Origin of the sequence: Achromobacter spanius (assembly GCF_003994415.1) — a bacterium.
Classification (GTDB): Bacteria; Pseudomonadota; Gammaproteobacteria; order Burkholderiales; family Burkholderiaceae_B; genus Achromobacter; species Achromobacter spanius_C.
In genome coordinates this window covers 1343986-1369075 of the sequence record NZ_CP034689.1, presented here as the reverse complement: position 1 = coordinate 1369075, position 25090 = coordinate 1343986, and the positions used below count along the sequence as shown (strand labels likewise).

Annotated in this window: 22 protein-coding genes; 17 read left to right on the top strand and 5 right to left on the bottom strand. The window is 65.3% G+C overall.

The window, feature by feature from the left end; genetic code table 11:
* Positions 1 to 2 precede the first annotated feature (2 nt).
* From ELS24_RS06175 to ELS24_RS06165, 3 genes are read left to right on the top strand one after another with little or no spacing between them, the layout of a single operon-like run.
* On the top strand, positions 3 to 875 hold the full coding sequence (locus ELS24_RS06175; protein ID WP_050447200.1) for a MurR/RpiR family transcriptional regulator: 873 nt from the start codon (positions 3 to 5) through the stop codon (positions 873 to 875).
* 14 nt (positions 876 to 889) lie between these two features.
* On the top strand, positions 890 to 2380 hold the full coding sequence (locus ELS24_RS06170) for an N-acyl-D-amino-acid deacylase family protein (RefSeq protein ID WP_127183674.1): 1491 nt from the start codon (positions 890 to 892) through the stop codon (positions 2378 to 2380).
* A gap of 11 nt (positions 2381 to 2391) precedes the next feature.
* On the top strand, positions 2392 to 2805 hold the full coding sequence (locus ELS24_RS06165) for a RidA family protein (RefSeq protein ID WP_050447202.1): 414 nt from the start codon (positions 2392 to 2394) through the stop codon (positions 2803 to 2805).
* 196 nt (positions 2806 to 3001) lie between these two features.
* Here the strand turns inward: ELS24_RS06165 and lolA are convergent, their stop codons facing one another.
* Both lolA and ELS24_RS06155 read right to left on the bottom strand, forming a co-directional pair.
* Complete coding sequence (gene lolA / locus ELS24_RS06160; RefSeq protein ID WP_050447203.1) at positions 3002 to 3625, bottom strand: outer membrane lipoprotein chaperone LolA; 624 nt, start codon at positions 3623 to 3625, stop codon at positions 3002 to 3004.
* Positions 3625 to 6009, bottom strand: a complete 2385-nt coding sequence (locus ELS24_RS06155; RefSeq protein WP_127183672.1) for a DNA translocase FtsK — start codon at positions 6007 to 6009, stop codon at positions 3625 to 3627. Before ELS24_RS06155 ends, lolA begins: the two co-directional genes overlap by 1 nt.
* Positions 6010 to 6051: 42 nt before the next feature.
* Between ELS24_RS06155 and trxB the strand changes: the two genes are divergently transcribed.
* From trxB to ELS24_RS06130, 5 genes are all read left to right on the top strand, one after another.
* On the top strand, positions 6052 to 7011 hold the full coding sequence (trxB, locus tag ELS24_RS06150; protein WP_050447205.1) for a thioredoxin-disulfide reductase: 960 nt from the start codon (positions 6052 to 6054) through the stop codon (positions 7009 to 7011).
* Positions 6998 to 7666, top strand: coding sequence for a Smr/MutS family protein (locus ELS24_RS06145; RefSeq protein WP_050447206.1), 669 nt, complete (start codon positions 6998 to 7000; stop codon positions 7664 to 7666). The genes trxB and ELS24_RS06145 overlap by 14 nt, the downstream gene beginning before the upstream one ends.
* Positions 7663 to 7992 carry a DMT family transporter gene (locus tag ELS24_RS06140; protein WP_050447207.1) on the top strand — a complete coding sequence of 110 codons (330 nt, stop codon included), beginning with the start codon at positions 7663 to 7665 and terminating at the stop codon, positions 7990 to 7992. The genes ELS24_RS06145 and ELS24_RS06140 overlap by 4 nt, the downstream gene beginning before the upstream one ends.
* Before the next feature lie 62 nt (positions 7993 to 8054).
* Complete coding sequence (locus ELS24_RS06135) at positions 8055 to 8645, top strand: hypothetical protein (protein ID WP_240669458.1); 591 nt, start codon at positions 8055 to 8057, stop codon at positions 8643 to 8645.
* Positions 8632 to 9765 carry a hypothetical protein gene (locus ELS24_RS06130; RefSeq protein WP_127183670.1) on the top strand — a complete coding sequence of 378 codons (1134 nt, stop codon included), beginning with the start codon at positions 8632 to 8634 and terminating at the stop codon, positions 9763 to 9765. Before ELS24_RS06135 ends, ELS24_RS06130 begins: the two co-directional genes overlap by 14 nt.
* 17 nt (positions 9766 to 9782) lie before the next feature.
* Here the strand turns inward: ELS24_RS06130 and ELS24_RS06125 are convergent, their stop codons facing one another.
* Together ELS24_RS06125 and ELS24_RS06120 are read right to left on the bottom strand one after the other, a co-directional pair.
* Positions 9783 to 11873: a sodium:solute symporter family protein gene (locus tag ELS24_RS06125; RefSeq protein WP_050447210.1), complete on the bottom strand. Its 2091-nt coding sequence runs from the start codon at positions 11871 to 11873 to the stop codon at positions 9783 to 9785.
* The gene (locus ELS24_RS06120) at positions 11873 to 12163 is read right to left on the bottom strand and encodes a DUF4212 domain-containing protein (protein ID WP_050447212.1); all 291 of its coding nucleotides are present in this window, start codon (positions 12161 to 12163) and stop codon (positions 11873 to 11875) included. The genes ELS24_RS06125 and ELS24_RS06120 overlap by 1 nt, the downstream gene beginning before the upstream one ends.
* A 754-nt stretch (positions 12164 to 12917) precedes the next feature.
* Here ELS24_RS06120 and kdpF point away from each other — a divergent pair.
* The 9 genes from kdpF (at position 12918) to ELS24_RS06075 (ending at position 23512) form a co-directional block, all read left to right on the top strand.
* Complete coding sequence (gene kdpF, locus ELS24_RS06115) at positions 12918 to 13007, top strand: K(+)-transporting ATPase subunit F (protein WP_050447213.1); 90 nt, start codon at positions 12918 to 12920, stop codon at positions 13005 to 13007.
* On the top strand, positions 13007 to 14803 hold the full coding sequence (gene kdpA, locus ELS24_RS06110) for a potassium-transporting ATPase subunit KdpA (protein ID WP_127183669.1): 1797 nt from the start codon (positions 13007 to 13009) through the stop codon (positions 14801 to 14803). Before kdpF ends, kdpA begins: the two co-directional genes overlap by 1 nt.
* 22 nt (positions 14804 to 14825) lie before the next feature.
* Positions 14826 to 16985, top strand: a complete 2160-nt coding sequence (gene kdpB / locus ELS24_RS06105; RefSeq protein WP_127183668.1) for a potassium-transporting ATPase subunit KdpB — start codon at positions 14826 to 14828, stop codon at positions 16983 to 16985.
* Between the two features lie 80 nt (positions 16986 to 17065).
* Positions 17066 to 17686: a potassium-transporting ATPase subunit KdpC gene (kdpC, locus tag ELS24_RS06100; RefSeq protein WP_127183667.1), complete on the top strand. Its 621-nt coding sequence runs from the start codon at positions 17066 to 17068 to the stop codon at positions 17684 to 17686.
* Positions 17687 to 17737: 51 nt separating this feature from the next.
* Entirely contained in the window at positions 17738 to 20548 is a 2811-nt protein-coding gene (locus tag ELS24_RS06095; RefSeq protein WP_127183666.1) for a sensor histidine kinase, read from the top strand.
* Positions 20549 to 20561: 13 nt separating this feature from the next.
* On the top strand, positions 20562 to 21254 hold the full coding sequence (gene kdpE / locus ELS24_RS06090) for a two-component system response regulator KdpE (protein WP_050447218.1): 693 nt from the start codon (positions 20562 to 20564) through the stop codon (positions 21252 to 21254).
* Positions 21255 to 21380: 126 nt separating this feature from the next.
* Positions 21381 to 22148, top strand: a complete 768-nt coding sequence (locus ELS24_RS06085; protein WP_127183665.1) for a TorF family putative porin — start codon at positions 21381 to 21383, stop codon at positions 22146 to 22148.
* A 140-nt stretch (positions 22149 to 22288) separates the two neighbouring features.
* Positions 22289 to 22609 (top strand): hypothetical protein, encoded by a 321-nt coding sequence (locus ELS24_RS06080; protein WP_240669457.1) that lies wholly within the window; start codon positions 22289 to 22291, stop codon positions 22607 to 22609.
* A 3-nt stretch (positions 22610 to 22612) separates the two neighbouring features.
* Entirely contained in the window at positions 22613 to 23512 is a 900-nt protein-coding gene (locus tag ELS24_RS06075; protein WP_050447220.1) for a 4-hydroxy-tetrahydrodipicolinate synthase family protein, read from the top strand.
* Here ELS24_RS06075 and ELS24_RS06070 read toward each other — a convergent pair.
* Positions 23490 to 25031: a methyl-accepting chemotaxis protein gene (locus ELS24_RS06070; protein WP_050447221.1), complete on the bottom strand. Its 1542-nt coding sequence runs from the start codon at positions 25029 to 25031 to the stop codon at positions 23490 to 23492. The genes ELS24_RS06075 and ELS24_RS06070 overlap by 23 nt on opposite strands.
* Positions 25032 to 25090 lie beyond the last annotated feature (59 nt).

Sequence of the window (25090 nt, the reverse complement as noted above, 5' to 3'; positions counted from 1 at the left end):
ACATGAACATCATCCGCGACATCGTCTTCCAGATACGCAGTCGGCGGGACGCATTGAGCGTGACCGAACGCAAGGTGGCCGACGCCATTCTTGACGACATCATCTGGAGCGCCAGCGCCACCGTGGACCAACTGGCCACCAAGGCCGGCGTCAGCATCGCCACGATTTCCCGCTTTGCGCGCACCGTGGGTTGCGACGACACCCGCGACCTAAAAATGAAATTGGCGCAGGCCAGCACGGTGGGCAGCCGCTTTCTTGACCCCAGCGCGCCGGCCGAGGAAAGCACCTTCTACGCGCGCATCTACGCCGACATCGAAAGCACGCTGCGCGCGCATCTGCCCACGTTTACCGAGCAGCTTTTCGAACAGGCGGCCTCCATCGTGGATGGCGCACGGATGATCTACGTGTTCGGCATGGGCGGCGCGTCCGCCGTGCTGGCGCAGGAAGTGCAATCGCGGCTGGTGCGGCTGGGCTACCCCATCGCGGTGTACAGCGACGCCGTGCTGCTGCGCATGGTGGCCGCCACGCTGGACGAGCGCGACGCCGTGCTGGTGTTGTCGGCATCGGGCCTGACGCCGGAAATCATCGGGGCGGCGCGCATCGTGAAGCAGTACCGCGCCCGCATCGTCGCCATTACCGACGCCACGTCCGAGCTGGCCAAGCTGGCCGACGTGGTGCTGCCCATCCGCACGGACGAAACCGACTTCATCTACAAACCCTCGGCATCGCGCTACGCGATGATGCTGGCCATTGACCTGCTATCGACCGAACTGGCCATGCTGAACCAAGAGGAAAACCGCGAACGGCTGCGCCGCATCAAGCTGGCGCTGGACGAGCATCGCGGCGGTCCCAACCGTTTACCGCTGGGCGATTGAACCTGGAACCCAAGATGTACGACACCCTTATCGGCAACGTCCGTGTCCTGGACGGCACGGGCGGCCCCGAATACCGCGCCAGCGTTGCCCTGGCCGATGGCCGCATCAAAGCCATTGGCGCCCTGCCCGGCGCGCAAGCCCGCCAGATCATCGACGGCACCGACCTGGCCCTGGCCCCCGGATTTATCGACGTGCATACGCACGACGACACCAACGTCATCCGCACGCCGGGCATGCTGCCCAAGCTGTCGCAGGGCGTGACGACCGTGGTGGTGGGCAACTGCGGCATCAGCGCGTCGCCCGTGTCGCTGCGCGCCGAACCGCCAGACCCGATGAACCTGCTGGGTAGCCGCGAGGACTTTGCCTACCCCAGCTTTAGCGACTACACGCGCGCCATCGAAGCGGCCCGGCCCGCGGTCAACGTGGCCGCGCTGGTGGGCCACACCGCGCTGCGCAGCAATCACATGGACCGCCTGGACCGGGTCGCCACCCGCGACGAAGTGCTGGCCATGCGCGAGCAACTGCGCGAGGCGCTGGCACATGGCGCCATCGGCCTGAGCACGGGCCTGGCCTACGCCTCCGCCATCGAGGCGGACACGGACGAGGTCAAGCTGCTGGCCGAGGCGTTGGACGAATTCGGCGCGCTGTACACAACGCATCTGCGTTCTGAATTCGCGGCCATTCTTGACGCCATGCAGGAAGCCTTCGACATCGCCCAGCACGCCCGCGTGCCGGTGGTGGTGTCGCACCTGAAATGCGCGGGCGCGGGCAACTGGGGCCGAACGAAGGAAGTGCTGTTTGCGCTGGAGAACGCCGGCCGCATGCAGCATGTGGGCTGCGACTGCTATCCCTATTCGGCCAGCTCGTCCACGCTGGACTTGAAGCAGGTCACCGACGAGTTCGATATCGACATTACGTGGTCGGTGCCGCATCCCGAGCAAGCCCGCCGCAAGCTGGCCGACATTGCGGCCGACTGGGGCGTGTCCTTGATGGATGCCGCGCGCCGCCTGCAACCGGCCGGCGCCGTCTATCACAACATGCACGAGGACGACGTGCGCCGCGTGCTGTCGCACCCACTGACGATGGTGGGCTCGGACGGCCTGCCCAACGACCCGATGCCGCATCCGCGCTTGTGGGGCGCCTTCCCGCGTGTGCTGGGCCACTACAGCCGCGACGTGGGCTTGTTACCGCTGATCCAGGCCGTGCACAAGATGACGGGCCTGTCCGCCGCGCGCTTCGGCCTGGCTGATCGCGGGCTGGTGCGCGAGGGCTATCACGCCGATTTGGTGCTGTTCAACCCGGACACCGTCATCGACCGCGCTACGTTCGCCGCCCCTGTGCAAACCGCCGCGGGCATCGAGGCCGTGTGGGTCAACGGCGCGCTGTCCTATCGGCACGGGCAACCCACGGGCGAGCGCGCCGGCCGCTGGCTGCCACGCAACGGCGATTTGCGCGCCAGTTTTGCCGCCGCATCGCCCTATTCTTCCGCATCCACCCAAATTTAAGGAGTGCATACATGAGCAATACCCCCACCCCCGACAACAACGGCATCACCCGCTACGGCGTCGCCGGCGGCACCGGCCAAGGCGGTTCGCATATGCCGTTTGCGCGCGCGGTCGCCGCCGATGGCTGGCTGCACGTGTCAGGCCAGGTGCCGATGGAAAACGGGGAAGTGATTGAAGGCGGCATCGTCGCGCAATGCCACAAGGCGATCCAGCAACTGCTGGGCATCTTGAAGGAAGCCGGCTACGGCCCGGAACACGTGGTCCGTTGCGGCGTCTGGCTGGACGACGCGCGCGATTTCCCGTCGTTCAACAAGGTCTTCAAGGAATACTTCGGCGAAAACCCACCCGCCCGCGCCTGCGTGCAGTCCAGCCTGATGGTGGACGCCAAGGTGGAAGTGGATTGCGTAGCGTACAAGCGGCCGTAACCGGCTAGCGCGGGGGTGTCGTAGGATGGGTGAAGCGCGGAAGGCAAGGGGCAAGAACCCCGGCTTTGAACGCGCGTAACCCATCAAACACCGGCCCAATTCTTCTGGGGGCCGGCCATACCTCCACCTTCGTCTGATGGGTTACGCGCGTTCGACGCCGGGGTTCTTGCGGCCAATCTCCCGCGCTTCACCCATCCTACATTTTCACGACGTCCACGCCTTTGGGCGCCGTGAACTGGAATTCCTTGGCGGGTAGCGTGGGGTTGGCGTTAATCGCCGATAGGTCAACGCGCGTGGTTTGGCCGAACGAATCCAACAATTCCACGCGCACGGGCAAGTTGTCCTTCATGCCGATATCCACGCGTGAAAAGCCGGCATCTGCCGTGCGGGGCTTGGCGCGCAGCCAGTCTACGCCGTCCTTGGACGGCAAGGCCGACACATCGAACGACTGCTCAAGCGAACCCGAACCGAACAGGATCGCGGCGGGCGACGTGCCGATGGCGGCGTCGACCTTGCGTTCGGTGACTTGCGCCAGGTCGGGGTCGAACTGGAACAGCACGCGGCCGTCGGACACCACCAGTTGTTCATAGGGCTTCTGCACCGCCCACTTGAATTTGCCCGGACGCTGGAACGAGAACACACCGGTTTGCGCGGGCTGCGTGCGGCCCTGGTTGTTCACCGTGTACTGCGAGAACGAACCCGTGGCCGACGTGACCGTGGTCACGAACGACTTCAACTGCTCTTGCGCGCTGGCGGCAAACGACAGCGCGGGCGCCAGGCTCAGGGCAGCGACAACGGCCAGGCGGCGAAACGTTTTCATCATGCTTCCTCTCGGGCAGCGGCAGCGGCGGGGACCAGGATCTCGCGGTTGCCATTGGACTGCATCGCCGACACCATACCCGATTGCTCCATCTGCTCAAGTAAGCGAGCCGCGCGGTTGTAACCAATGCGCAAGTGGCGCTGCACCAGCGAAATCGACGCGCGGCGGTGCTTGAGCACCACTTCGCAGGCCTGGTCGTACATCGGGTCGGACTCCGCGTCGCCACCGATGCCGGTGACGCTGCTGGCGCCTTCGCCGTTGTCGCCCTCGACGCCGCCTTCCAGCAGCCCTTCGATGTAATTCGGCTCGCCCTGCGCCTTCAGGTTTTCCACCACGCGGTGCACTTCGTCATCGCTGCAGAACGCGCCGTGCACGCGCACCGGCAGCCCGGTGCCCGGCGGCATGTAGAGCATGTCGCCCTGGCCCAGCAGGGTTTCGGCGCCCATCTGGTCAAGAATGGTGCGGGAATCAATCTTGGACGACACCTGGAACGCGATACGCGTCGGGATGTTGGCCTTGATCAGGCCGGTAATGACATCCACGCTGGGGCGTTGCGTGGCCAAGATCAAATGAATGCCGGCGGCGCGCGCCTTCTGCGCCAGGCGGGCGATCAGTTCTTCGATCTTCTTGCCCACCACCATCATCAGGTCAGCCAACTCGTCGATGACCACCACGATGGTGGGCAACGGCGCCAGCGGTTCGGGCTGGTCGGGCGTCAGCGAGAACGGATTGGGGATGGGCTCCTCGCGCTTGATGGCGTCGCGGATCTTGGTGTTGTAGCCCGCCAGGTTGCGCACGCCCATCTTGCTCATCAGGCGATAGCGCTTTTCCATTTCGCCCACGCACCAGTTCAGCGCGTTGGCGGCCTGGCGCATGTCGGTGACAACCGGCGCCAGCAGGTGCGGAATCCCTTCGTAGACGCTCATTTCAAGCATCTTCGGGTCGATCAGGATCAAGCGGGTATGCGACGCATCGGCCTTGTAGAGCAACGACAGGATCATGGCGTTGATCCCCACCGACTTACCTGAACCGGTGGTACCGGCCACCAGCAGGTGGGGCATCTTGGCCAAGTCAGCCACCACGGGGTTGCCGGCGATGTCCTTGCCCAGCGCCATGGTCACCACCGAATGGCTGGCGTGATAGGTCTGCGACCCCAGGATCTCGGACAGGCGCACCATCTGGCGGCGCGGGTTGGGCAGTTCAAGGCCCATCAGGTTCTTGCCCGGAATGGTTTCCACCACCCGGATGCTGACCAGGCTTAGCGCGCGCGCCAGGTCCTTGGCCAGGTTCACGATCTGGCTACCCTTGACCCCGGTGGCCGGTTCGATTTCATAGCGCGTGATGACCGGGCCGGCCTGGGCCGCCACCACGGTGACGGACACGCCGAAGTCGGCCAGCTTCTTTTCAATCAGGCGCGACGTGAATTCGATGGTCTCGGCAGAGACGGTTTCCTGGTTGGTCAGCGGCGGGTCCAGCAGGCTGATGGCGGGAAGATCGCCCTCGGCCCCACCGGAAGGCGCAAAGAACAGCGACTGCTGCTTTTCCTTTTCCACGCGTTCGGACTTGGGCACGACGGTAATGGCGGGTTCGATCCGCACCGGCTGCTCGTGCACCAGCTTTTCCTGCTTGGCCACGACCTGTTCCGTACGCACGGCCTTGGCCACCTGACCCACCTTGCGGTCTTCGCGCGCGGCGTAGGAATCGCGAACGCGGCGCACCAGGCCTTCCAGCCACGCGCCCACGCGCTCGGCCACGGCCAACCACGAGAACGAAAAGAACAGGCTAAGGCCGATGGCCAGCATGACCAGGAAGGCCAGCGTGCTGCCGGTGAAGCCGATGCTGCGGCTGATCAGATCGGCCAGCATGTGGCCGATGACGCCGCCCGCGCCGCTAGCGCTTTCAGACGCGCCGGGCAGATGCGTGCCGTGGCTGGCCAGGCGCAGGGCTTCCATGCCCAACGACCCTATCAGCAGCAGGAAAAAGCCGATGCCCTCTTCCCAATGGACACGCGGCAGCACTTCCGGCTGCTTACTATTAGTTACCTTAAGCTGGCTGGCCAGGCGACGATAGCCCGCCCGAACCCGGTGCAGCAGCAGGATGACCCACCACCAGGCGGAAAAACCAAACAGATAAAGCAGGATGTCCGCCAAATAGGCGCCCAACCGGCCGCCATGGTTGCGCACGACGTCGCCGGGCACCGAATGCGACCAGCCTGGGTCGGACGCGCTCCAGGTGGCCAGCACCAGGGTGAGCCAGGCCGCCAGGGCGGCAAATAGGATCCAGCGGGCTTCGCGCAGCAACGCGGAGATACGCGTTTGTAGCGGCGAAGGACCGTTGCGGGTGTTGCGCGAGGCGCGCGGGGAAGCAGTCGAGATACGCGGCATGCGGCTCATTATAATTGGGCGTTAACCTAAAGATACCCGCCCATGTCCACGCCCACGCACGCTAAAGTTTTGATACTCGGTTCCGGCCCCGCCGGTTACACGGCGGCCGTCTATGCGGCACGCGCCAACCTGAGCCCCGTCCTGGTGACCGGCCTGGCCCAAGGCGGCCAGTTGATGACCACCACGGACGTCGATAACTGGCCGGCCGACGCGGATGGCGTCCAGGGCCCCGACCTGATGCAGCGTTTCCAGAAGCACGCCGAACGCTTCAACACCGAAATGCTGTTCGACCACATCGCCAAGGTGGATCTGTCCAAGCGTCCCTTCACGCTGACGGGCGACACGGGCAAGATCTACACCTGCGACGCCCTCATCATCGCCACCGGTGCATCGGCCAAATACCTGGGCCTGCCCTCTGAAGAGGCCTTCATGGGCCGCGGCGTGTCCGGCTGCGCCACCTGCGACGGCTTTTTCTACCGCAACCAGGACGTGGTCGTGGTGGGCGGCGGCAACACCGCCGTCGAAGAAGCCCTGTACCTGTCCAACATCTGCCGCAAGGTCACTCTGATCCATCGCCGCGACAAGTTCCGCGCCGAACCCATCCTGGTCGACAAGCTGATGTCCAAGGTCGAGAACGGCAACATGGAACTGAAGCTGTTCCACACCCTGGAAGAAGTGCTGGGTGACGACAGCGGTGTAACTGGCGTGCGCGTACGCCACGTGGACACTGGCGCCACCGAAGACATGCCCGTCACGGGCGCCTTCATCGCCATCGGCCATCAGCCCAACACCGAAATCTTCCAGGGCCAACTGGAAATGAAAGACGGCTACATCGTCACCAAGAGCGGCTTGTCCGGCATGGCCACGATGACGTCCGTTCCGGGCGTGTTCGCCGCTGGCGACGTGCAGGACCACGTCTACCGCCAAGCCATCACCAGCGCCGGCACGGGCTGCATGGCCGCCCTGGACGCGCAACGGTGGTTGGAGAATGCGGGGCAGTAAGGTCGGCCTGGCCGACCTGAAACGCCTGAAGAAAGACCTGCAAGCCGAGCGCGAACGCGAAGCGCTCGCCAAGCGGGTGGCCGTGCTGAAGAAGCCTGAAACCGCCCCCATGGACGACATGGCGGCGTTTCAGCGCACCATGAAGTCGGTCACGCCGATCAAGCAGGCCGCCCGGGTGGAACACAAGCCCGCGGCGGAGCCCGCGCCCGCGCTGCGCCGGGCCAACGCGCTGGGCGAAACGCCGTCACGCGCCGATATCGGCGTGTCAGATGGCGGCGAAATCACGCATCTGCTTTCCGAAGGCGGCACCGCTTTCGTGCGCAGCGACGCGGCGCCGGATACCGCGCGCAATCTGCGGCGCGGCCAATGGCGCGCGGGCGCCGAACTGGACCTGCACGGCTTGCGCGTGGAACAGGCGCGCCACGCGCTGCTGTCGTTCCTGGATGAATGCCAGGATCACGGCATCCGCTGCGTGCGTATCGTGCACGGCAAGGGCTATGGCTCTGAAGGCCTGGAACCGGTGTTGAAAGACAAGGCGCGCACCTGGCTGGTGCAGAAGAACGAGGTACTGGCGTTTTCCGAAGCGCCCGAACGCGAAGGCGGCGCGGGCGCGCTGCTGGTGCTGCTGCGGCAATCCGAAGGACAGCGCAAATGAAATGGCTATACCTGGGCGTGGCGATCATCGCCGAGATCTTCGCCACCAGCGCGTTGAAGGGCTCCGAAGGCTTCACCCGCCTGATGCCGTCCCTCATCACCGTGTTCGGCTATCTGATCTCGTTCTACTTCCTGTCGCTGACGCTTCGTGAAATTCCGGTCGGCATCGCCTACGCCATCTGGTCTGGTGTGGGCATCGTGCTGATCTCCATCGTGGGCGCCGTGCTGTTCAAGCAGCATCTGGACACGCCCGCGCTGATCGGCATCGGCCTCATCATCGCGGGCGTGGTGGTGATGAACGTGTTTTCGAAATCGGTCTCGCATTGACGGCGCGCACGGGAACGCTTGGACGGCTCTCGTCGTGGCGCTGGCTGGCCGCCTGGCTTTGCTTGGCCTGCCTAACTTATCTGGGCTACCTGCCGACCGCCACCGCCGCCACGCAGGACTTCAACCGCGCCGCCGAACTCGCCCGCTACCGCGCGTGGCTGAAAGACTTCACACAAGATCTCGACCGGCTGTCCGCCACGCGGCGCCCGCTTAGCGACGCCCAATTGGACGAGATGTTCGCGCGCACGGTCGTGCCCGGCTCCCGAGCCGCCGGCTTCATCCGCCAGAGCTTTGCGCGGCGCGCCAAGGACGGGTCGTACATTTCCCAAACCGGACCGCGCCGCGTGTTCCTGGGCGTCTTGGAAAGCGGCATTCCGGCCGGCCAAGGCGGCCTCTACCCCGAGACAGACCCGGCGCTTGACGTCGGCGACCTGACCGTCTGGTATCTGCATGTGGACGTGGGCGACATGACCAACACGTACCTGCTGTCGCCCGACCATTTCACGCCCTACCGGCTGCCCCCGCCCGGCAAGCTGGAGCGCAAGGCTTACCCCTTCCTGCTGATGCAGACCGACCAAGGCGCCTTGCGTCTGGGCGGCGTCAGCAGCGAACTCTGGGGCCTGATCGTCTATTTGCACAATGCCGCGTATTAAGTCTGCCCTGCGCCTGCTTGCCGTGGCCACGCTATCGCTGGCGCCCCCCTTCGCGCACGCACTGTGCCAGCCCATGGCGGCATCCGGCCAACGGGAAACCGTGGTTGCCAACGTGCGCTTGAACGACACCAACACACTGCTGGCGCTGGATGGCTCGCGCATCAAGACCTGGGAGCCTCCCGTGGGCGTACGAACCGGCCCGCGCGCCACGCCGTATATCTGGGCCGAAGCCGTGGACTGGTCCGTGTACACCGCCGAACCGGGCGCCACCATCGGCCCGACTCTGCTGCGATTTGAACGCGGCCCGGATGGCGTCAAGCACGTTTGCGGCATCGCCGAATACAGTGCGCGCGCCATCCACGAGGCGATGGAATCCGGACAGTCCTCGCTGCCCATGCCTGACAATGAAACGCGCTTTCTCTACGACGACGCGGGCAGGCTTAGCGGCTACGAACTGCGCTCGCGTAATGCGGCGGGCCGCTCCAACCCCACCCAACATTACTGCCTGCGTTATGACCGCAACGGCTGGCTGGCCGAACATGGCGCCAAGGCCTGCAACAAACCCTCGCAGCCACTGATGCGCTATGTGCACAATACGGCAGGCCGCCTGCTGCGCACGATTTCCTACGTGGAAAGGCAAGGCGACGCGATTGAGGTCAGGGAGTTCGACACGCAAGGCAAGCCTGGCCAGCGCACTCTGCGCCAACGGCTGGATTGGGACAACGACAAGGTGGTGCTGGGCTTGCCCCACCTGGAGCACGCGTCGGAATATTCCATCCTGGTGCTGCCCGGCCCGGACTGGGCGGCGCCGGCATTGGCGTCGTTCCACTACGACTGGGCCATCGTGCAGCCCAAGGGAGATGGTCGCGAGGTCTACGCCGCCCGCCGGGATCCCACCGCCGTGCTCGCGCAGGGCAACAGCGGCCCGAATGGCCGCTTCACGCTAAGCGCCGCACAGCGCCGTCAGGTCTGGGAGGCAGCGGGCCGACACCCCGGCGGCGTGCAATGGCTGTGGGCGCCGGGGCAGATCTACACCCTGCTGCAAGCCCTGCCCGACCCGGTCTGGCAGGCCTGCACAAACCCCGATAACCGCCAACCGAACGCCTGCAAAGCCCCTTAGGCGTTCTTAGCTGATCTCTAGGTACTTTCGGCGGGCGGCCGGGTCGCGCCAGGGCGGCGCAGATAATCCACCAGCGCCACCGTCGCGCTGTCGGGTGGAGGGGTCAGCAAGGACACCACGATGATCGTCAGAAAGGCCACCGGCGCCCCGAACACGCCCGCCGCGATCGGCTGTATGCCCCACCACAAATCCACCGGCTGCGAGCGCGAAATGCCCAGCACCGATTCACGCAGCCACGGATGCGTGTAGGTCATATAGGCGAAGGTCACCAACAAGCCCGCCGCCATGCCCAAGGTAGCGCCCCATTTGTTGGCGCGGCGCCAGAACACGCCCATCACCAGCGCGGGAAAGAACGACGAGGCCGCGAACGAGAACGCCGCCGACACCATGAACAGAATGTCGGCGGGTTTGCGCGCCGCTACCCAAGCCGCGCCAAACGCCACCACCAGCAGCAGGATCTTCGACACCATCACCCGGCGCGCGGCCGACATGCGCGGGGACACCATCCGGTACCACATGTCATGCGACAAGGAATTGGACAAAGTCAGCAGCAGCCCGTCGGCCGTGGACAGGGCCGCGGCCAAGCCGCCCGCCGCGACCAGGCCCGAGATCACATAAGGCAGGCCGCCGATTTCCGGCATGGCCAGCACCACGACGTCCGCCCCAATGCTGATTTCGCTTAGCTGCACCACGCCGTCGCGGTTGATGTCGGTGACATCCAGCAGGTTGCTGTCGACCGCGCTCCAGGCGTGCACCCAGTTGGGCAGGCTCAGGAAGTTGGAGCCCACCACTTGGGTATAGACCTCGTACTTGACCAGCAGCGCCAGCGCGGGCGCCATGAAGTACAGCAGCAGGATGAACAGCAGCGACCAGCACACCGATTTGCGCGCCTCGATCACCGAGGGCGTGGTGTATGAGCGCATCAAAATGTGCGGCATGCCCGCCGTGCCCAGCATGAGGCACAGCACCAGCGCCAGGAAGTTGACGCGCATGTTGCGCTGTTCTTCGGGGTCTTTGGCCGGGAACGGTTCGGCGTGCGGCGTGGCCGGCGCGGCCCGCGCCTCGTAGGTGGCGCGCGCCTGCGACCAGGCCACGCGCGCATCTTCAACGCTGGCGGGGTAAGCCGCCAGTTCGCGCTCGACCGAACGGATGTCGACCATGGGCGCGTCGGACGCGTTCAATTGCGCCAGACGGCTGCGCAGCTTGTCTTTTTCCAGCGTCCAGGATTCCGGCAGCGCCTGCACCCGCTTGGCCATCTCATCGGCATGCTGCTGCCACAGCCCGCGCGCCTCGATTTCGGAGGGATCGTTCTGCAGATAGACCTCTTTTTCGGTCACCTGCTGCAGCACCACGCCGGCGGACAACTGCGGCACGGGCATGTTCGTATGCTTGACCGACAACCACACCACCGGCACCAGGTAGGCAATGACCAGAATGATGTACTGCCCCACCTGCGTCCACGTAACGGCACGCATGCCGCCCAGGAACGAACACACCAGCATGCCGCCCAGCGCAACGAAAATACCCAGCTCGAAAGAAATGCCGGTCATGCGCGTGGTGATGATGCCCACCCCGTAGATCTGCGCCACCAGATACGTGAACGAGCACAGGATGGCGCAGGCCACGCCGGCCAGGCGCGGCATGTTGCCGCCGTAGCGCGCGCCCATGAAGTCGGGGATGGTGTATTGCCCGAAACGCCGCAGGTACGGCGCCAGCAGCGTGGCGACCAGCACATAGCCGCCCGTCCAGCCCATGATGTAGGCCAGGCCGCCATATCCCGTCAGGTACAGCGTGCCCGCCACGCCGATGAAGGACGCTACCGACATCCAGTCGGCGGCGGTGGCCATGCCGTTGTAGATGGCGGGCACGCGCCGCCCGGCCACGTAGTATTCCACCTGATCGGACGTGCGGCAGACGATGCCGATACCCGCGTACAGGCTCACCGTGACCAGCAGGAACACATAGCCGATCCAGTTGCGCGGCATGCCCAGCACTTCGGCCAGCGCCAGCATCAGGATCATCAGCGCAAAACCCGCCGTGTACAGCACGTAGATACGCCGCAGCCGGATCCTGAATTCCTGGGGCGTGTCCCCGCTGAAAAACGGCATCAGCGGTCTCCCCCGGCAGAGTCGGCTTGCTCTTCAGCCAACTCATCAGCGCTGTTCATGATCCGGGCGTAGATACCAATGATGACCAGGTAAGCCAGGGGTGCGCCATAAGCCGCCATCCAGAAGGCGAACGGCCAGCCGATGAAATCAAAGCTGAGCCAGCGCGCAAAGAAGGTGGGCACGAATGTCAGCGCCGCCCAGACGGCAAGCAGCAACAGAATCAGCCGCAAGTTGCGGCGCCAATAGGGAGTCGGGGTGGAAACAGAAAGAGGTGCGCTGGATTTCGGCATAGCTAGGATGTTTTCAGACCCTACCTGGATAGCGCGAAACGCTGCGTCTGAAAAGCCCTTGCGGCAGAAATTCAGGCTTTTTATGCGACAACGGCTGGCACTGCCTGGTGCCAGCCGTTGTGCGTTTTGCTTTTTTTGAGTACTGCTTTACTTTTTTTATGTACCGGTGCCGCCGGTATTTGCCCATGCAGGGCTTTGTCTCCTCACCTGCATGGGAAGAGATTCTGCACCATGTGCGGGATTGTCACACTAGGGGAATGCCCTAAGACGGAGCATTCATTTACATATTCCATGCCCCATCATGGTGCGAAATGACCACAAAGTTCTAAATATTGGGATTTTCTGGCTGAAATCCCGGAATTGAGCCGAATTCAGGAATCTCTCCCGTCCCGGAATATGACGCTTGCCACCACGTCATGCCCGGAATCGGGCGCGGCGCGCCCGGCATGCGGGCGGCTGTATTTCACCAGGGGCCGCATGGATTCCGGCGACGTTTATTTCTTGTTTACACCCCGCCCGCGAAGCTATATCCCGTTTTTACCCCCCGCTCCGTAACCTGCCGGTGTCCTGCTTTGGTCACCTGGCCTGCCCCGGCGCGCATCCGCTTTTGCCGCGCAGGCCCGTCGTTCGAAGGGAGCGCCGCTCCCGGGAGGAAAAACGTGGATGCCATCTATATCGCCGCCTTTGCCGTCATGGCTGGGCTGACATTCGGCCTGTTGCAGTTCTGCGCCGGCTTGTCGTCGGGAGAGCCGTCATGAACTGGCTCTATGCATTCAGCGGCCTGACGGCCGCGGCGCTGTTCGTCTACCTGCTGGTGGCGCTGTTCAAACCGGAGAAATTCTGATGACCGCCGAATTCATCGGACTGCTGGTCTTGTACCTGGCAGTCCTGCTTGCGATCGCGCCGCTGCTGGGGCGCTATATCCGCATTGCCATGGAAAACGGTCAATCCAGGCTGACCGCCTGGGGCCGCCCCCTGGAACGCGGCATTTATCGGCTTGCCGGCATCGACCCGCAGGCCGAAATGGGTTGGAAGCGCTATGCGCTGGCAGTGCTGGCCTTCAACTTGATCGGCGTTGCGATGGTCTATGGCCTGCAACGCTTGCAAGGCATGCTGCCGCTGAATCCCGCCGCCATGGGCCCCGTCACCCCGGATTCGGCGCTCAACACCGCCATCAGCTTTGTCACCAACACCAACTGGCAAGGCTATGGCGGCGAATCCACGATGAGCTACCTGACGCAGATGCTGGCGCTGACGGTGCAGAACTTCGTGTCCGCCGCCACCGGCATCGCCGTGTTGTTTGCGCTGATACGCGGTTTGTCGCGGCACAGCTCCGCCACGATCGGCAACTTCTGGGCGGATATGGTCCGTTGCACGATGTATGTGCTGCTGCCGCTGTCCTTCGTACTGGCGCTTGCACTGGTAAGCCAGGGCGTCATCCAGAACTTCAGCCCCTATCAAGACGTACAAACCGTACAAACCCTGCATTACGAGCAGCCGCGCATGAATGCGGAAGGCCAGCCCGTGCTTGATGCCGCGGGCCAGCCCTTGATGGATCCCGTGACTACCTCGACGCAGACGCTGGCGATGGGTCCCGTGGCCTCGCAGGAAGCCATCAAGCTGCTGGGCACCAATGGCGGCGGCTTCTTCAATACAAACTCGGCGCATCCGTTCGAGAACCCCACGCCGCTGTCGAACTTCCTGGAGATGCTGGCCATACTGGCCATTCCCGCCGCGCTCTGCTTTGCGTTTGGCGAAATGGTCGGCAGCCGCCGCCAGGGTATCGCCATCCTGGCGGCCATGACGGTGCTGTTCGCCGTCTTCGCGCTGACCACCGCCTATTTCGAACAGCAGCCCAACCCCATGGCAGCGCAAGCTGGCGCGGACAGCGCGCTTTCCGCATTGACACCGGGCGGCAACATGGAAGGCAAAGAGTCGCGCTTTGGCATCGCGGCCACCTCGCTCTTTGCCATCATCACCACGGCGGCTTCCTGCGGCGCCGTGAACGGCATGCATGACTCATTCAGCGCCCTGGGCGGGCTGCCGCCGATGCTGCAGATGCAGTTGGGCGAAGTGGTCTACGGAGGCGTGGGCTCGGGGCTGTACGGCATGCTGGCCTTTGCGGTGCTGGCGGTCTTTATCGCCGGCCTGATGATTGGCCGCACCCCGGAATACCTGGGTAAGAAGATCGAAGCCTACGACATGAAGATGGTGTCCATCATCATCCTCACCACGCCCTTGCTGGTGCTGGGCGGAACTGCCCTGGCCGTCTCCCTCTCAGCCGGACAGGCTGGCGTGCTGAATCCGGGCATCCACGGCTTCTCGGAAATTCTGTATGCACTGTCCTCGGCGGCCAACAACAACGGCAGCGCCTTTGCCGGGCTGTCCGCGAATACGCCTTTCTACAACGTGCTGCTGGGCATTGCCATGTGGTTCGGCCGCTTCGCCGTGATCGTCGCGGTGCTGGCCATGGCCGGCTCGCTGGCGGCCAAGCGGCGCTTGCCCGCCGGCCCCGGCAGCATGCCCACCACCGGCCCCCTCTTTGTGGTGCTGCTGATCGGCGCGGTGCTGCTGGTGGGCGCGCTGACGTATGTGCCGGCGCTGGCCTTGGGGCCCGTCGCCGAACACCTGCAACCCTGAATGCAACAGGCTAGGAAACAACATGGCCAAGATTGAAATGCCAACCTCAAGCGCAGGCGGCGCCGCCGCCCACGCCCCCGCGATCGATCCGCAAGAGCGTCCCTTCGGCATGTGGTCACGATCACTCGTCGCGCCCGCTCTGCTGGATAGCCTGCGCAAGCTGTCGCCCGCCGCGCAGTTGAAGAATCCCGTCATGTTCGTCGTGTACGTGGGCAGCATCCTGACCACCGTCCTGTGGGTCATGGCCCTGCGCGGCCAGGCCGAAGCCCCGGCGGGCTTCATCCTGGCCATCGCCGTATGGCTGTGGTTCACGGTGCTGTTCGCCAACTTCGCCGAAGCGCTGGCGGAAGGCCGCGGCAAGCAGCAGGCCGCGACCCTGCGCGGTTTGCGCACCACCATCAATGCGCGTTTGCTCAAGGGCTTTCGCGACGTGGATGTCCGCGATGCGCACCCGGACCAATGGCGCGGCCAGGCCACGAGCCAGGCCTCGGGACTGCTGCGGCGCAATGACGTGGTGCTGGTCGAAGCGGGCGACACCATCCCCGGCGACGGCCAAGTCATCGCCGGCGTCGCTTCCGTGGATGAAAGCGCCATCACCGGGGAATCCGCGCCCGTCATCCGTGAGTCGGGCGGCGATTTCTCGTCCGTCACGGGCGGCACTCGGGTGCTGTCCGACTGGATCTTCGTTCGCATCGCGGCCGACCCCGGCGAGAGCTTCCTGGACCGCATGATCTCTATGGTGGAAGGCGCCAAGCGCCAGAAGACACCCAACGAACTGGCGTTGACCATCCTGCTGGTGGGGCTGACCGTGGTGTTCCTGCTGGTGGTGGTGACCTTGATGCCGTTCTCCATCTACGCGGTCAGCGCGGCGGGTGGCGGCGCGGTGGTCACGGTGACGGTACTGGTGGCGCTGCTGGTCTGCCTGATCCCGACCACCATCGGTGGCCTGCTGTCGGCCATTGGCGTGGCGGGCATGAGCCGCATGATGAGCGCCAACGTCATCGCCACGTCCGGCCGCGCGGTCGAAGCGGCCGGCGACGTGGACGTGCTGCTGCTGGACAAGACCGGCACCATCACCTTCGGCAACCGCCAGGCATCCACCTTCCTGCCCGCGCCGGGCGTATCGGCGCGTGAATTGGCCGACGCCGCCCGCCTGGCGTCCCTGGCCGACGAAACGCCGGAAGGCCGCAGCATCGTGGCGCTGGCCGACAAGACCACCCACGCGCCAGCCGCGCGTGTTGAAGACGCCGAGTTCGTTCCCTTCACCGCGCAGTCCCGCATGAGCGGCGTGAACCTGGGCGAGCGCATGATTCGCAAAGGCGCGGTGGACGCCGTGCAGTCCTGGCTGCAGGAATTGGGCGCCAGCGTACCCGAAACGGTGCGGCATCAGGCCGAAGACGTAGCGCGACGCGGCAGCACGCCGCTGCTGGTCAGCGACGGCAACCGCGCGCTGGGCGTGGTGGAACTGAAAGACATCGTCAAACCTGGCATCCAGGCGCGCTTTGCCGAGCTGCGCCGCATGGGCATCAAGACCGTGATGATCACGGGCGACAACAAGCTGACCGCCGCCTCCATCGCGGCCGAAGCGGGGGTGGACGACTTCCTGGCCGAAGCCACGCCCGAGGCCAAGCTGCAACTGATCCGCGCCTATCAGGCCGAAGGCCGCCTGGTGGCGATGACGGGCGACGGCACCAACGACGCCCCCGCACTGGCACAGGCCGACGTGGCCGTGGCGATGAATTCGGGCACCCAGGCCGCCAAGGAAGCGGGCAACATGGTGGACCTGGACTCCAACCCCACCAAGCTGATCGAGATTGTCGAGATCGGCAAACAGATGCTGATGACGCGCGGCGCACTGACCACGTTCAGCGTGGCCAACGATGTGGCCAAGTATTTCGCCATCATCCCGGCCGCCTTCGCCACCGTCTTCCCGCAGTTGAACGTGCTGAACATCATGCACCTGACCACGCCCGCCTCGGCCATCCTGTCGGCGGTGATCTTCAACGCGCTGATCATCGTGGTGCTGATTCCGCTGGCGTTGAAAGGCGTGCGCTACCGGCCCCTGGGCGCATCGATGCTGCTGCGGCGCAACCTGCTGATCTATGGGCTGGGCGGGCTGCTGGTGCCGTTCGTCGGGATCAAGCTGATCGACATGGTGCTGGCCGCGCTGGGCTGGACCTAGGCCGGCCGCGCCTGAGCCGGCTGAATCTGACTGGCCGGACTTGAGCCCCGCCGCCTCTCCCTACAAACAAGGAATCCATCATGAAATCCATTGCTACCCCAACCCCCGCCCCGGCGCGCCAAGGCGGCGTGCTGCGCCCCGCGCTGGTCGTTTTCGCCGCGCTGTCCTTGGTGACGGGCCTGGCCTACCCCTTCCTGACGCGCGGCGTGGCCGCCGTGGTGTTCCCGCACGAGGCGGCCGGCTCGCTGATCACGCAATGCGACAAGGTGGTCGGGTCGGCACTGATCGGCCAGTCGTTTACCGCGCCGCAGTACTTCTGGGGCCGGCCGTCGGCCACCGCGCCCATGCCGTACAACGGCGCGGCCTCGGGCGGTTCGAACCTGGGCCCGCGCAACCCCGCGTTGGCCCAGGCCATCCAGGACCGCATCGCGGCCTTGAAAGCGGCAGACCCCGACAACCCCACGCCGGTGCCGGTGGACCTGGTCACCGCGTCCGGCAGTGGCCTGGACCCCAGCATCAGCCCTGCCGCGGCCAGCTACCAAGCCGCGCGGGTGGCGCGCGCCCGCCATGTGCCGCGCGCGCAGGTGGATGCGTTGATCCAGGCCCATACGGAAAAGCCCTGGCTGGCCTTGTTGGGCGAACCCGTCGTCAATGTATTGACGCTGAACCTGGCGCTGGACAAATTGCACCCGACACAATGATGGCGCGGCGTATAGTATCGCCAGCCTTTCCCACCCCACCCTTGCGCGTTCATGGCTGACATTGCTGGCGAGCGTCCCGATCCGGACGCGCTCTTGAAAACGCTGGACGACGCCGCGCGCGAGGCGGCGCGCGGCAAGCTGCGCGTGTATTTCGGCGCGTCGGCCGGCGTAGGCAAGACCTACGCCATGCTGGTGGCCGCCCGCGCCCAAGCGGCCCAAGGCGTGAACGTGCTGGCCGGCATCGTCGAAACCCATGGCCGCCGCGAAACGGCCGGCTTGCTTGAGGGCATCCCGGTGCTGCCACTGAAAGACGTGGCGTACCGGGGCCATGTGCTGAAGGAATTCGACCTGGACGGCGCGCTGGCCGCCCGCCCCGGCCTGGTGCTGGTGGACGAACTGGCGCATTCCAACGCGCCGGGCTCGCGTCACGCCAAGCGCTGGCAAGACATCCACGAACTGCTGGCCGCGGGCATTGACGTCTGGACCACGCTGAACGTGCAGCATCTGGACAGCCTGAACGAAGCGGTGGGCAGCATCACCGGCGTGCGCGTCTGGGAAACCGTGCCCGACGAGGTCTTCGACGCCGCCGACGAAGTCATCCTGGTGGACCTGTCGGCCGATGAACTGCTGCGCCGGCTGAAAGAAGGCAAGGTCTATCTGCCCGAACAAGCCCGCCACGCCACGCGCAATTTCTTTCGCAAGGGCAACCTGATCGCGCTGCGCGAGCTGGCGCTGCGACGCACCGCCGACCATGTGGACGACGACGTGCAGGCCTATCGACGCGACCGCGCCATTGAACCGGTATGGCGCACGCGCGAAGCCGTGGTGGCCTGCATCGGCCCGGACGCCGACGCCGAATACGTCATCCGCAGCGCCCACCGCCTGAGCCAGCAACTGGAATGCGACCTGCATGTGGTCACCATCGACACGCCGCGCGCGGCCCCAACACCGCCGGCCGAACAAGACCGCATGCAGCGCAGCCTGGCCTTGGCGGACGCACTGGGCGCCCGCACCGAAACGCTGGCGGGCGCCGACATGGTCGACGCGGTGGTGCGCTACGTGCGCCGCCACAACATTACCAAGGCCATCGTCGGCCGCACGCGGGCAAACGGCCTGCAACGGCTGCGCCTGTCGCTGTCGGCCTTGCTGACAACCGCCATCACACCGGGCTGGCTGTGGCGCCGGCACAGCTTTGCCGACATGCTGGCCGCGGGCTGCCCCGAGATCGACATCATCCGCCTGGGCGCGCCGCCGCTGCCCGCCAGCCTGCCGGCGGGGCGCGACCCGCTGACGCTGGGGCGCCGTGCTCGCGCCAGCACCGACCTGCGCAGCCCGCGACCGCTGTCCGGCTACGCCTGGGCACTGTGCTATTGCGCGGCGGCCACCGGCTTGTCGATGCTGGCATTCCCGTCGCTGCACCAGACCAACATCGTCATGCTGTTCCTGCTGGCGGTCGTGGGCGTGGCGCTGCGCCACGGGCGCGGCCCGGCGGCGCTGGCGTCGGTGGTCTGCGTGGGGCTCTTCGATTTCTTCTTCGTGCAACCGCTGGCTTCCTTCGCCGTGTCGGACGTGCAGTACCTGCTGACCTTCGCCGTGCTGCTGGCCGTGGGCCTGCTGATCGGGCAATTGACGGCCGGCCTGCGCCTGCAGGCGCAGGTGTCGGTCAAACGTGAAGCCGACGCGCGCAGCCTGTACGAGTTCGCGCGCGAATTGTCTTCGGCCCTGTTGCCCGAGCAGATCGTGGCGCTGGCCGGCGCCTTCGTGCATGCCACCTTCGGCTCGCGCTGCGCCCTGTACATCCTGGGCCTGGACGACCGCCTGAAACTGGCCTCACCCACTTCGGACGACATGCCGGCGGTGGAGTCGGCACTGGCCCAGTGGGTCTACGACCATGGCCAACCCGCTGGCGCGGGCACCACCACGCTGTCCAACAGCGAACTGCTGTACCTGCCCTTGAAGGCGCCGATGCGCACGCGCGGTGTACTAGCGTTGGCAGCCCCCCACCGCAGCCTGTTCATGCACCCGGATTCACGCCGCCAGATCGAGGCCTACGCCACGCTCATCGCCATTGCGCTGGAGCGGCTGCACTATGTTGAAGTGGCGCAGCAGGCGCTGGTCAGCATGGAATCCGAGCGGCTGCGCAATTCGCTGCTGGCGGCGGTATCGCACGACCTGCGCACCCCCTTGACCAGCCTTGTCGGCATGACCGACACACTGATACGCCGGCACGCCACGCTACCCGCCGACGTCCAGGACACCGTCCTTGCCATGCGCGACCAGGCACAACGCATGCATGCGCTGGTGGTCAACCTGCTGGACATGGCCCGACTGCAAAGCCATGACACGCCGCTGCGCATGGAGTGGCAATCGATCGAGGAACTGGTGGGCGCATCGCTTGCGGCCATGCGCGAACCCTTGGCGGCGCACCGCGTCACCGTGGCCAGCCTGTCGCGCCTGCCGCTGGTGGAATGCGATGGCGTGCTGATCGAACGCGTCTTGTGCAACCTGCTGGAGAACGCGGCCAAGTACACACCGCCGGGCAGCACCATCCATCTGCACGCGGCGGTCCACGACGACGCGCTACGCGTGGCAGTCAGCGACAACGGCCCCGGTGTCGCTGATGGCGCCGAACGCCGCATCTTCGAAAAATTCACACGGGGCGACCGCGAGTCCGCAACGCCGGGCGTGGGCCTGGGGCTGGCGGTATGCGAGGCCATCATCTCGGCCCACCATGGCCGCATCTGGGTCGAACACGCACCGGGCCAGGCCTCGGGCGCGCAATTCGTCTTCAGCCTGCCCCTGGGCACGCCGCCCGACGTTCAGCCCGAAATGCATTCCGACATTCAACCCGACACCCCTTGAAGACAGGCCCAGCATGTTCGACTACCAGCCTACCGTCCTGATCATCGAAGACGACGCCAACATCCGGCGCTTCGTGCGTCAGGCCTTGGAGAGCGAGGGCTGCGCCGTGCACGAGGCCGACACCGTCAAGCGCGGCCTGATCGAAGCCGGCACCCGGCAGCCCGACGCCATCGTGCTGGACCTGGGCCTGCCCGACGAAGACGGCATGACGCTGATCCGCGAACTGCGCGGCTGGACGCAGGTGCCCGTGCTGGTCTTGTCGGCACGCAGTGCCGAACCTGACAAGGTGGCGGCGCTGGACGCAGGCGCCGATGACTACCTGACCAAGCCCTTCGGCGTCAGCGAGTTGCTGGCCCGCCTGCGCGTGCTGCTGCGGCGCCACGCGCGGGCAGGCGCTGGCCAGGCGGCCGAGATCACCTTCGGCGACGTCCGCATCGACTTCGCCAAGCGCGTCGTCGAGCGCGCCGGCCAGCACGTGCACCTGACCGCCATGGAATACCGCCTGCTGGCCGCGCTGCTTGCGCACCGGGGCAAGGTCATGACGCACCGCGAGTTGCTGCGCGAGGTCTGGGGCCCGTCGCATGTGGAAAGCAATCACTACCTGCGCATTTACATGGGGCACCTGCGCCAGAAGCTGGAAGCCGACCCCGCGCAACCCGTCTTCCTGATGACAGAGATCGGCGTGGGCTACCGCTTCGCGGGCTGATCGCGCGGCATCGATCTGTTTTTCTTAGGCCTTTATCCCGCCTTTACGCGGGCAGCGCGAGTCTTGTCTCGCGGTTTATGCCGATCCTCCTATTGTTGCGATCCCGTTCAACATCAGGAGTACCTCATGTCCCGCAATTCCGTCGCTGCGCTTGCGCTGCTGAGCCTGGCCGCCACCGCACAAGCCAGCGACATGCCCGCCCCCGCTGCCAACCCCGCCGTCAGCGACTTCACGCTATCGGCCAACCTGACGCTGGCCAGCCAATACCGCTATCGCGGCTTGATGCAGACGAACAACAAACCCGCCATCCAAGGCGGCTTTGACCTGGCCCACGCCAGCGGCTTCTATCTGGGTAACTGGAACTCCAGCATCAGTTGGCTGGGCGACAGCAACTCCCACGTGTCCGCCCCCGTGGAAATGGACTTCTACGGCGGCTACAAGGGCAATCTGGCAGAAGGCGTGCCGCTGGACCTGGGCATTTTGCAGTACTACTACCCGGGCGACTTTCCCTCGGGCTACACCAGCCCCGACACCACCGAGCTGTACGCCGGCATCGGCTACGGCCCGATGATGTTCAAGTACTCCATCGCCTTGACCAACCTGTTCGGCTTCGCCGACAGCAAGTACAGCCAGTACTTCGATATGGCCGCCAACGTCGATACCGGGGTGTGGGGGCTGACGCTCAACGCCCATGTGGGACGCCAGCTTGTGAAGAACGTGGACAACGGGTCCTATACCGACTGGAAGCTTGGGCTGACCAAGGACTTCGGGCAGGGCCTGTCCGTGTCGCTGGCCTACCTGGACACCAACGCGGACCGTGCCGTCTACACCAACACGCACGGTCGCGACATGGGCAAGGCCACCGGCTTGCTGTCGTTAACCAAGACGTTCTGAACGCGTGGGGCGTTGACGCGATTTTTACGCGTCACGCCCGCCTTTATCGGCAGGATTTACGGCGTGATTCCTATAGTGGAATCGTCATCAACCAAAGGAAATGCGGATCGCCGCCAGCGGCGCCCCGCTCCGCCCACGCCATGATTCCCCGACTGCACTCGTCCCACCCTGCTACGCACGATCTCATCCCAAGCTTGCCGCTGGCGCAAAGTCGACAGGTTGCGCTGACGATCAGGATCGATACGCTGGATGCCTTGAACGTGCGCCTGGCGCTGCATCGCGCGCTGGGTCAGCGGATCGGCATTTTCCTGCTGTCCGTGGACCACGCCCGTGCGCAAAGCACCTTGCAACTGCAATGCGCCCAGGACGAATTGGACGACATGATGCTTGCCGTCATGCGCGGGCTGCCCCAAGCGGAATTCGGACCGGTGCGCGCGGCCGCCGCCATCACGGGGTGCTAGATCATGGATCTACCGCTGACTCCGCGCTTTGAAGGCATCTGGCTGCCGATGATCACGCCGCTGCGTGGCGGCTACGTGGACATGGACGCCGCGCAGGCTCTGGCCCGCTACTACCGCAACGCGGGCATCACCGGCCTGGTGCTGTTCGGTTCCACCGGCGAAGGCAATCTGCTCAGCCTGTCCGAGAAAATCGACATGGCCCAGGCCATCGCCAGCGACCCGCATGCGCTGCCCTTGATATTCGGCGCGGGCGGGGTCGACACGCGCGGCGTGGCCACGGCCATCCGGCGACTGGACAAGCATAGCCCGGCGGGCTATCTGGTGCCGCCGCCTTACTATCTGGGCCCCTCGCAAGCCGGCATCCTGTGGCATTACCGGCAGATCGCCTGGGCTACCGAACGCCCCATCATCCTGTACAACATCCCCAAGCGCACGGGCGTGACCATGACGGTCGAGACCATGGAATCGCTGGCCTTGCTGCCCAACTTTTCCGCCGTCAAGGAATGCAACCCGGCGGTGCTTGCCGCCTTGAACACGCGGGGCAAGCTGGATGCGCTGTGTGGCGACGACCTGTCCTTGCTGGACCACTGGCTAGCCGGCGGACGCGGCGCCATCCCGGCCGCCGCGCATTTGTTTCCCGAGCGCTATGTGGAAATCATGGGGCTGGCGCACGCGGGCCAGGCGCAAGCCGCGCGCGCGCTTTTCGAGCCGCTGCGCGCGCTGATCCGGCTTCTGTTCACCGAACCGAATCCCGCGCCGATCAAGCGGGCGCTCGCCCTGCAAGGGCTGATCGCCGACGAACTGCGCATGCCCATGATGCCCGCCAGCCGCGACCTGACCCCACGCCTGCAACGGGCGATGAGCGCCGTGCAGGACTTGCCTAGCCGGCTACAGACAGCTTGAATACCGACACAGCGCGCGCCAGGCCGTCGGCCTGCTCGTGCAGGGTCGCCGCCGACGCCGCGAACTCCTGCACCAGCGCCGCGTTCTGCTGCGTCACGCTGTCCAGGTGCGTGACGGCTTGGTTGATCTGCTCGATGCCCACGCTTTGCTCGGCCGACGCGGTGGCAATCTCGCCCATCAGCGGCGCGCTGGTGGCGGCCGATTCCAGCACGCTGCCCATGGTTGCGCTGGCCTGGCCCACCCGTTCGCTGCCGCGCGCAACGGAATCCGACGAGGTCTCGATCAAGCCCTTGATCTCTTTGGCGGCCGTGGCCGACCGCTGTGCCAACGCCCGAACTTCGCCCGCCACCACCGCAAAGCCGCGCCCCTGCTCGCCCGCCCGCGCCGCTTCGACCGCCGCGTTCAAGGCCAGTATGTTGGTCTGAAACGCAATCCCGTCGATCACGCTGATGATCTCGCCGATGCGCTGCGAACTGTGTGAGATCTCGCGCATGGCGTCAATGGCGTGCTGCGTTTCTTCGCTGCCCTGACGGGCCAGTTGCGCCGCCTGGCCGGCCAGGGAACTGACTTCGCGCACGTGTTGCGCGCTTTGCTTGGCGGTGGCCGTAATCTCTTCCACGCTGGCGGCCGTCTGCTCAAGCGCGGCGGCCTGCTTCTCGGTGCGATCCGAAAGGTCCATGCTGCCCGCGGCGATCTGGCGCGAGGCCGCCGCGATGGATCCCGTGGACTGCACGATCGTGCGCAAGGCGGCTTGCAGACGTTCCTGCATGCGCCCCATCCCTTCGAACAGGCGGCCGATCTCGCCGCGATGGTGGTGCGACACGCTGCCGGACAAGTCGCCATTGGCCACGCGCTCGCACAGCGCCACGGCCTCATCCAAGGGGCCGATCACATGCGTGCGGAAGAAGCGCAATGCCCCGATCAGCAGCACCGCCAGCAAGCCCAGCGTCACGCCGCCCTGGCGCCACAAGGTGCCATAGAACGCGTTGTCGACATCATCCACATAGAGTCCGGTAAAGATCAGCCAGCCCCAATCCGCGTCATAAGCGGCATAGCTGATCTTCGGCAAGGCCTCGTCGGCGCCTGGCCGTGGAAAACGGTACTCCACATAACCGCCGCCCGCCTTGCCTTCGGCATAGAGGTTTTCGAAAATCGGCAAGCCGTCCACATCCTTGATGGCGCGCACGTTCGTGCCCACCAGCTTGGCGTCCGGATGCACCAGCAGCGCATAGTCATCGCCGAACACGCCCACGTAGCCGTCGTCGCCGTAGCGCAGTTGCGCCAGACGCCGCGCCACATTCTGCTTGGCCTGGGCCAGCGGCATGCCTTCGCTGACACTCTGCTTGCCATTACGCAGAATGCCCGCCGACAGATCCAGCACATGACGCAATTCGGTCTTGCGCTCGGCCACCATCTCGGCGCGGCGCTGCCAGGCATCCCAGGCACCCAGCATCAGAACGACAGCGCCAATGGCGAATACGAACCACAACAGCTCCCTGCGCAGACTGGAATTTTTCACAGCCTCTCCTCGTTATTTTTTTCAATCTGCCACATGAAACGTTTGACGGCAGAATGTGA

Excerpts from the sequence above, each read along its gene's own strand:
- ELS24_RS06155 (WP_127183672.1), bottom strand. The coding sequence starts at position 6,009 with ATGCCGCGTATCTCGACTGCTTCCCCGCGCGCCTCGCGCAACACCCGC.
- lolA (WP_050447203.1), bottom strand. The coding sequence starts at position 3,625 with ATGAAAACGTTTCGCCGCCTGGCCGTTGTCGCTGCCCTGAGCCTGGCG.
- kdpE (WP_050447218.1), top strand. The coding sequence starts at position 20,562 with ATGTTCGACTACCAGCCTACCGTCCTGATCATCGAAGACGACGCCAAC.
- ELS24_RS06165 (WP_050447202.1), top strand. The coding sequence starts at position 2,392 with ATGAGCAATACCCCCACCCCCGACAACAACGGCATCACCCGCTACGGC.
- kdpB (WP_127183668.1), top strand. The coding sequence starts at position 14,826 with ATGGCCAAGATTGAAATGCCAACCTCAAGCGCAGGCGGCGCCGCCGCC.
- ELS24_RS06120 (WP_050447212.1), bottom strand. The coding sequence starts at position 12,163 with ATGCCGAAATCCAGCGCACCTCTTTCTGTTTCCACCCCGACTCCCTAT.
- ELS24_RS06085 (WP_127183665.1), top strand. The coding sequence starts at position 21,381 with ATGTCCCGCAATTCCGTCGCTGCGCTTGCGCTGCTGAGCCTGGCCGCC.
- ELS24_RS06130 (WP_127183670.1), top strand. The coding sequence starts at position 8,632 with ATGCCGCGTATTAAGTCTGCCCTGCGCCTGCTTGCCGTGGCCACGCTA.
- kdpA (WP_127183669.1), top strand. The coding sequence starts at position 13,007 with ATGACCGCCGAATTCATCGGACTGCTGGTCTTGTACCTGGCAGTCCTG.
- trxB (WP_050447205.1), top strand. The coding sequence starts at position 6,052 with ATGTCCACGCCCACGCACGCTAAAGTTTTGATACTCGGTTCCGGCCCC.
- ELS24_RS06080 (WP_240669457.1), top strand. The coding sequence starts at position 22,289 with ATGATTCCCCGACTGCACTCGTCCCACCCTGCTACGCACGATCTCATC.
- ELS24_RS06075 (WP_050447220.1), top strand. The coding sequence starts at position 22,613 with ATGGATCTACCGCTGACTCCGCGCTTTGAAGGCATCTGGCTGCCGATG.
- ELS24_RS06140 (WP_050447207.1), top strand. The coding sequence starts at position 7,663 with ATGAAATGGCTATACCTGGGCGTGGCGATCATCGCCGAGATCTTCGCC.
- ELS24_RS06145 (WP_050447206.1), top strand. The coding sequence starts at position 6,998 with ATGCGGGGCAGTAAGGTCGGCCTGGCCGACCTGAAACGCCTGAAGAAA.
- ELS24_RS06125 (WP_050447210.1), bottom strand. The coding sequence starts at position 11,873 with ATGCCGTTTTTCAGCGGGGACACGCCCCAGGAATTCAGGATCCGGCTG.
- ELS24_RS06170 (WP_127183674.1), top strand. The coding sequence starts at position 890 with ATGTACGACACCCTTATCGGCAACGTCCGTGTCCTGGACGGCACGGGC.
- ELS24_RS06095 (WP_127183666.1), top strand. The coding sequence starts at position 17,738 with ATGGCTGACATTGCTGGCGAGCGTCCCGATCCGGACGCGCTCTTGAAA.
- kdpC (WP_127183667.1), top strand. The coding sequence starts at position 17,066 with ATGAAATCCATTGCTACCCCAACCCCCGCCCCGGCGCGCCAAGGCGGC.
- kdpF (WP_050447213.1), top strand. The coding sequence starts at position 12,918 with ATGAACTGGCTCTATGCATTCAGCGGCCTGACGGCCGCGGCGCTGTTC.
- ELS24_RS06175 (WP_050447200.1), top strand. The coding sequence starts at position 3 with ATGAACATCATCCGCGACATCGTCTTCCAGATACGCAGTCGGCGGGAC.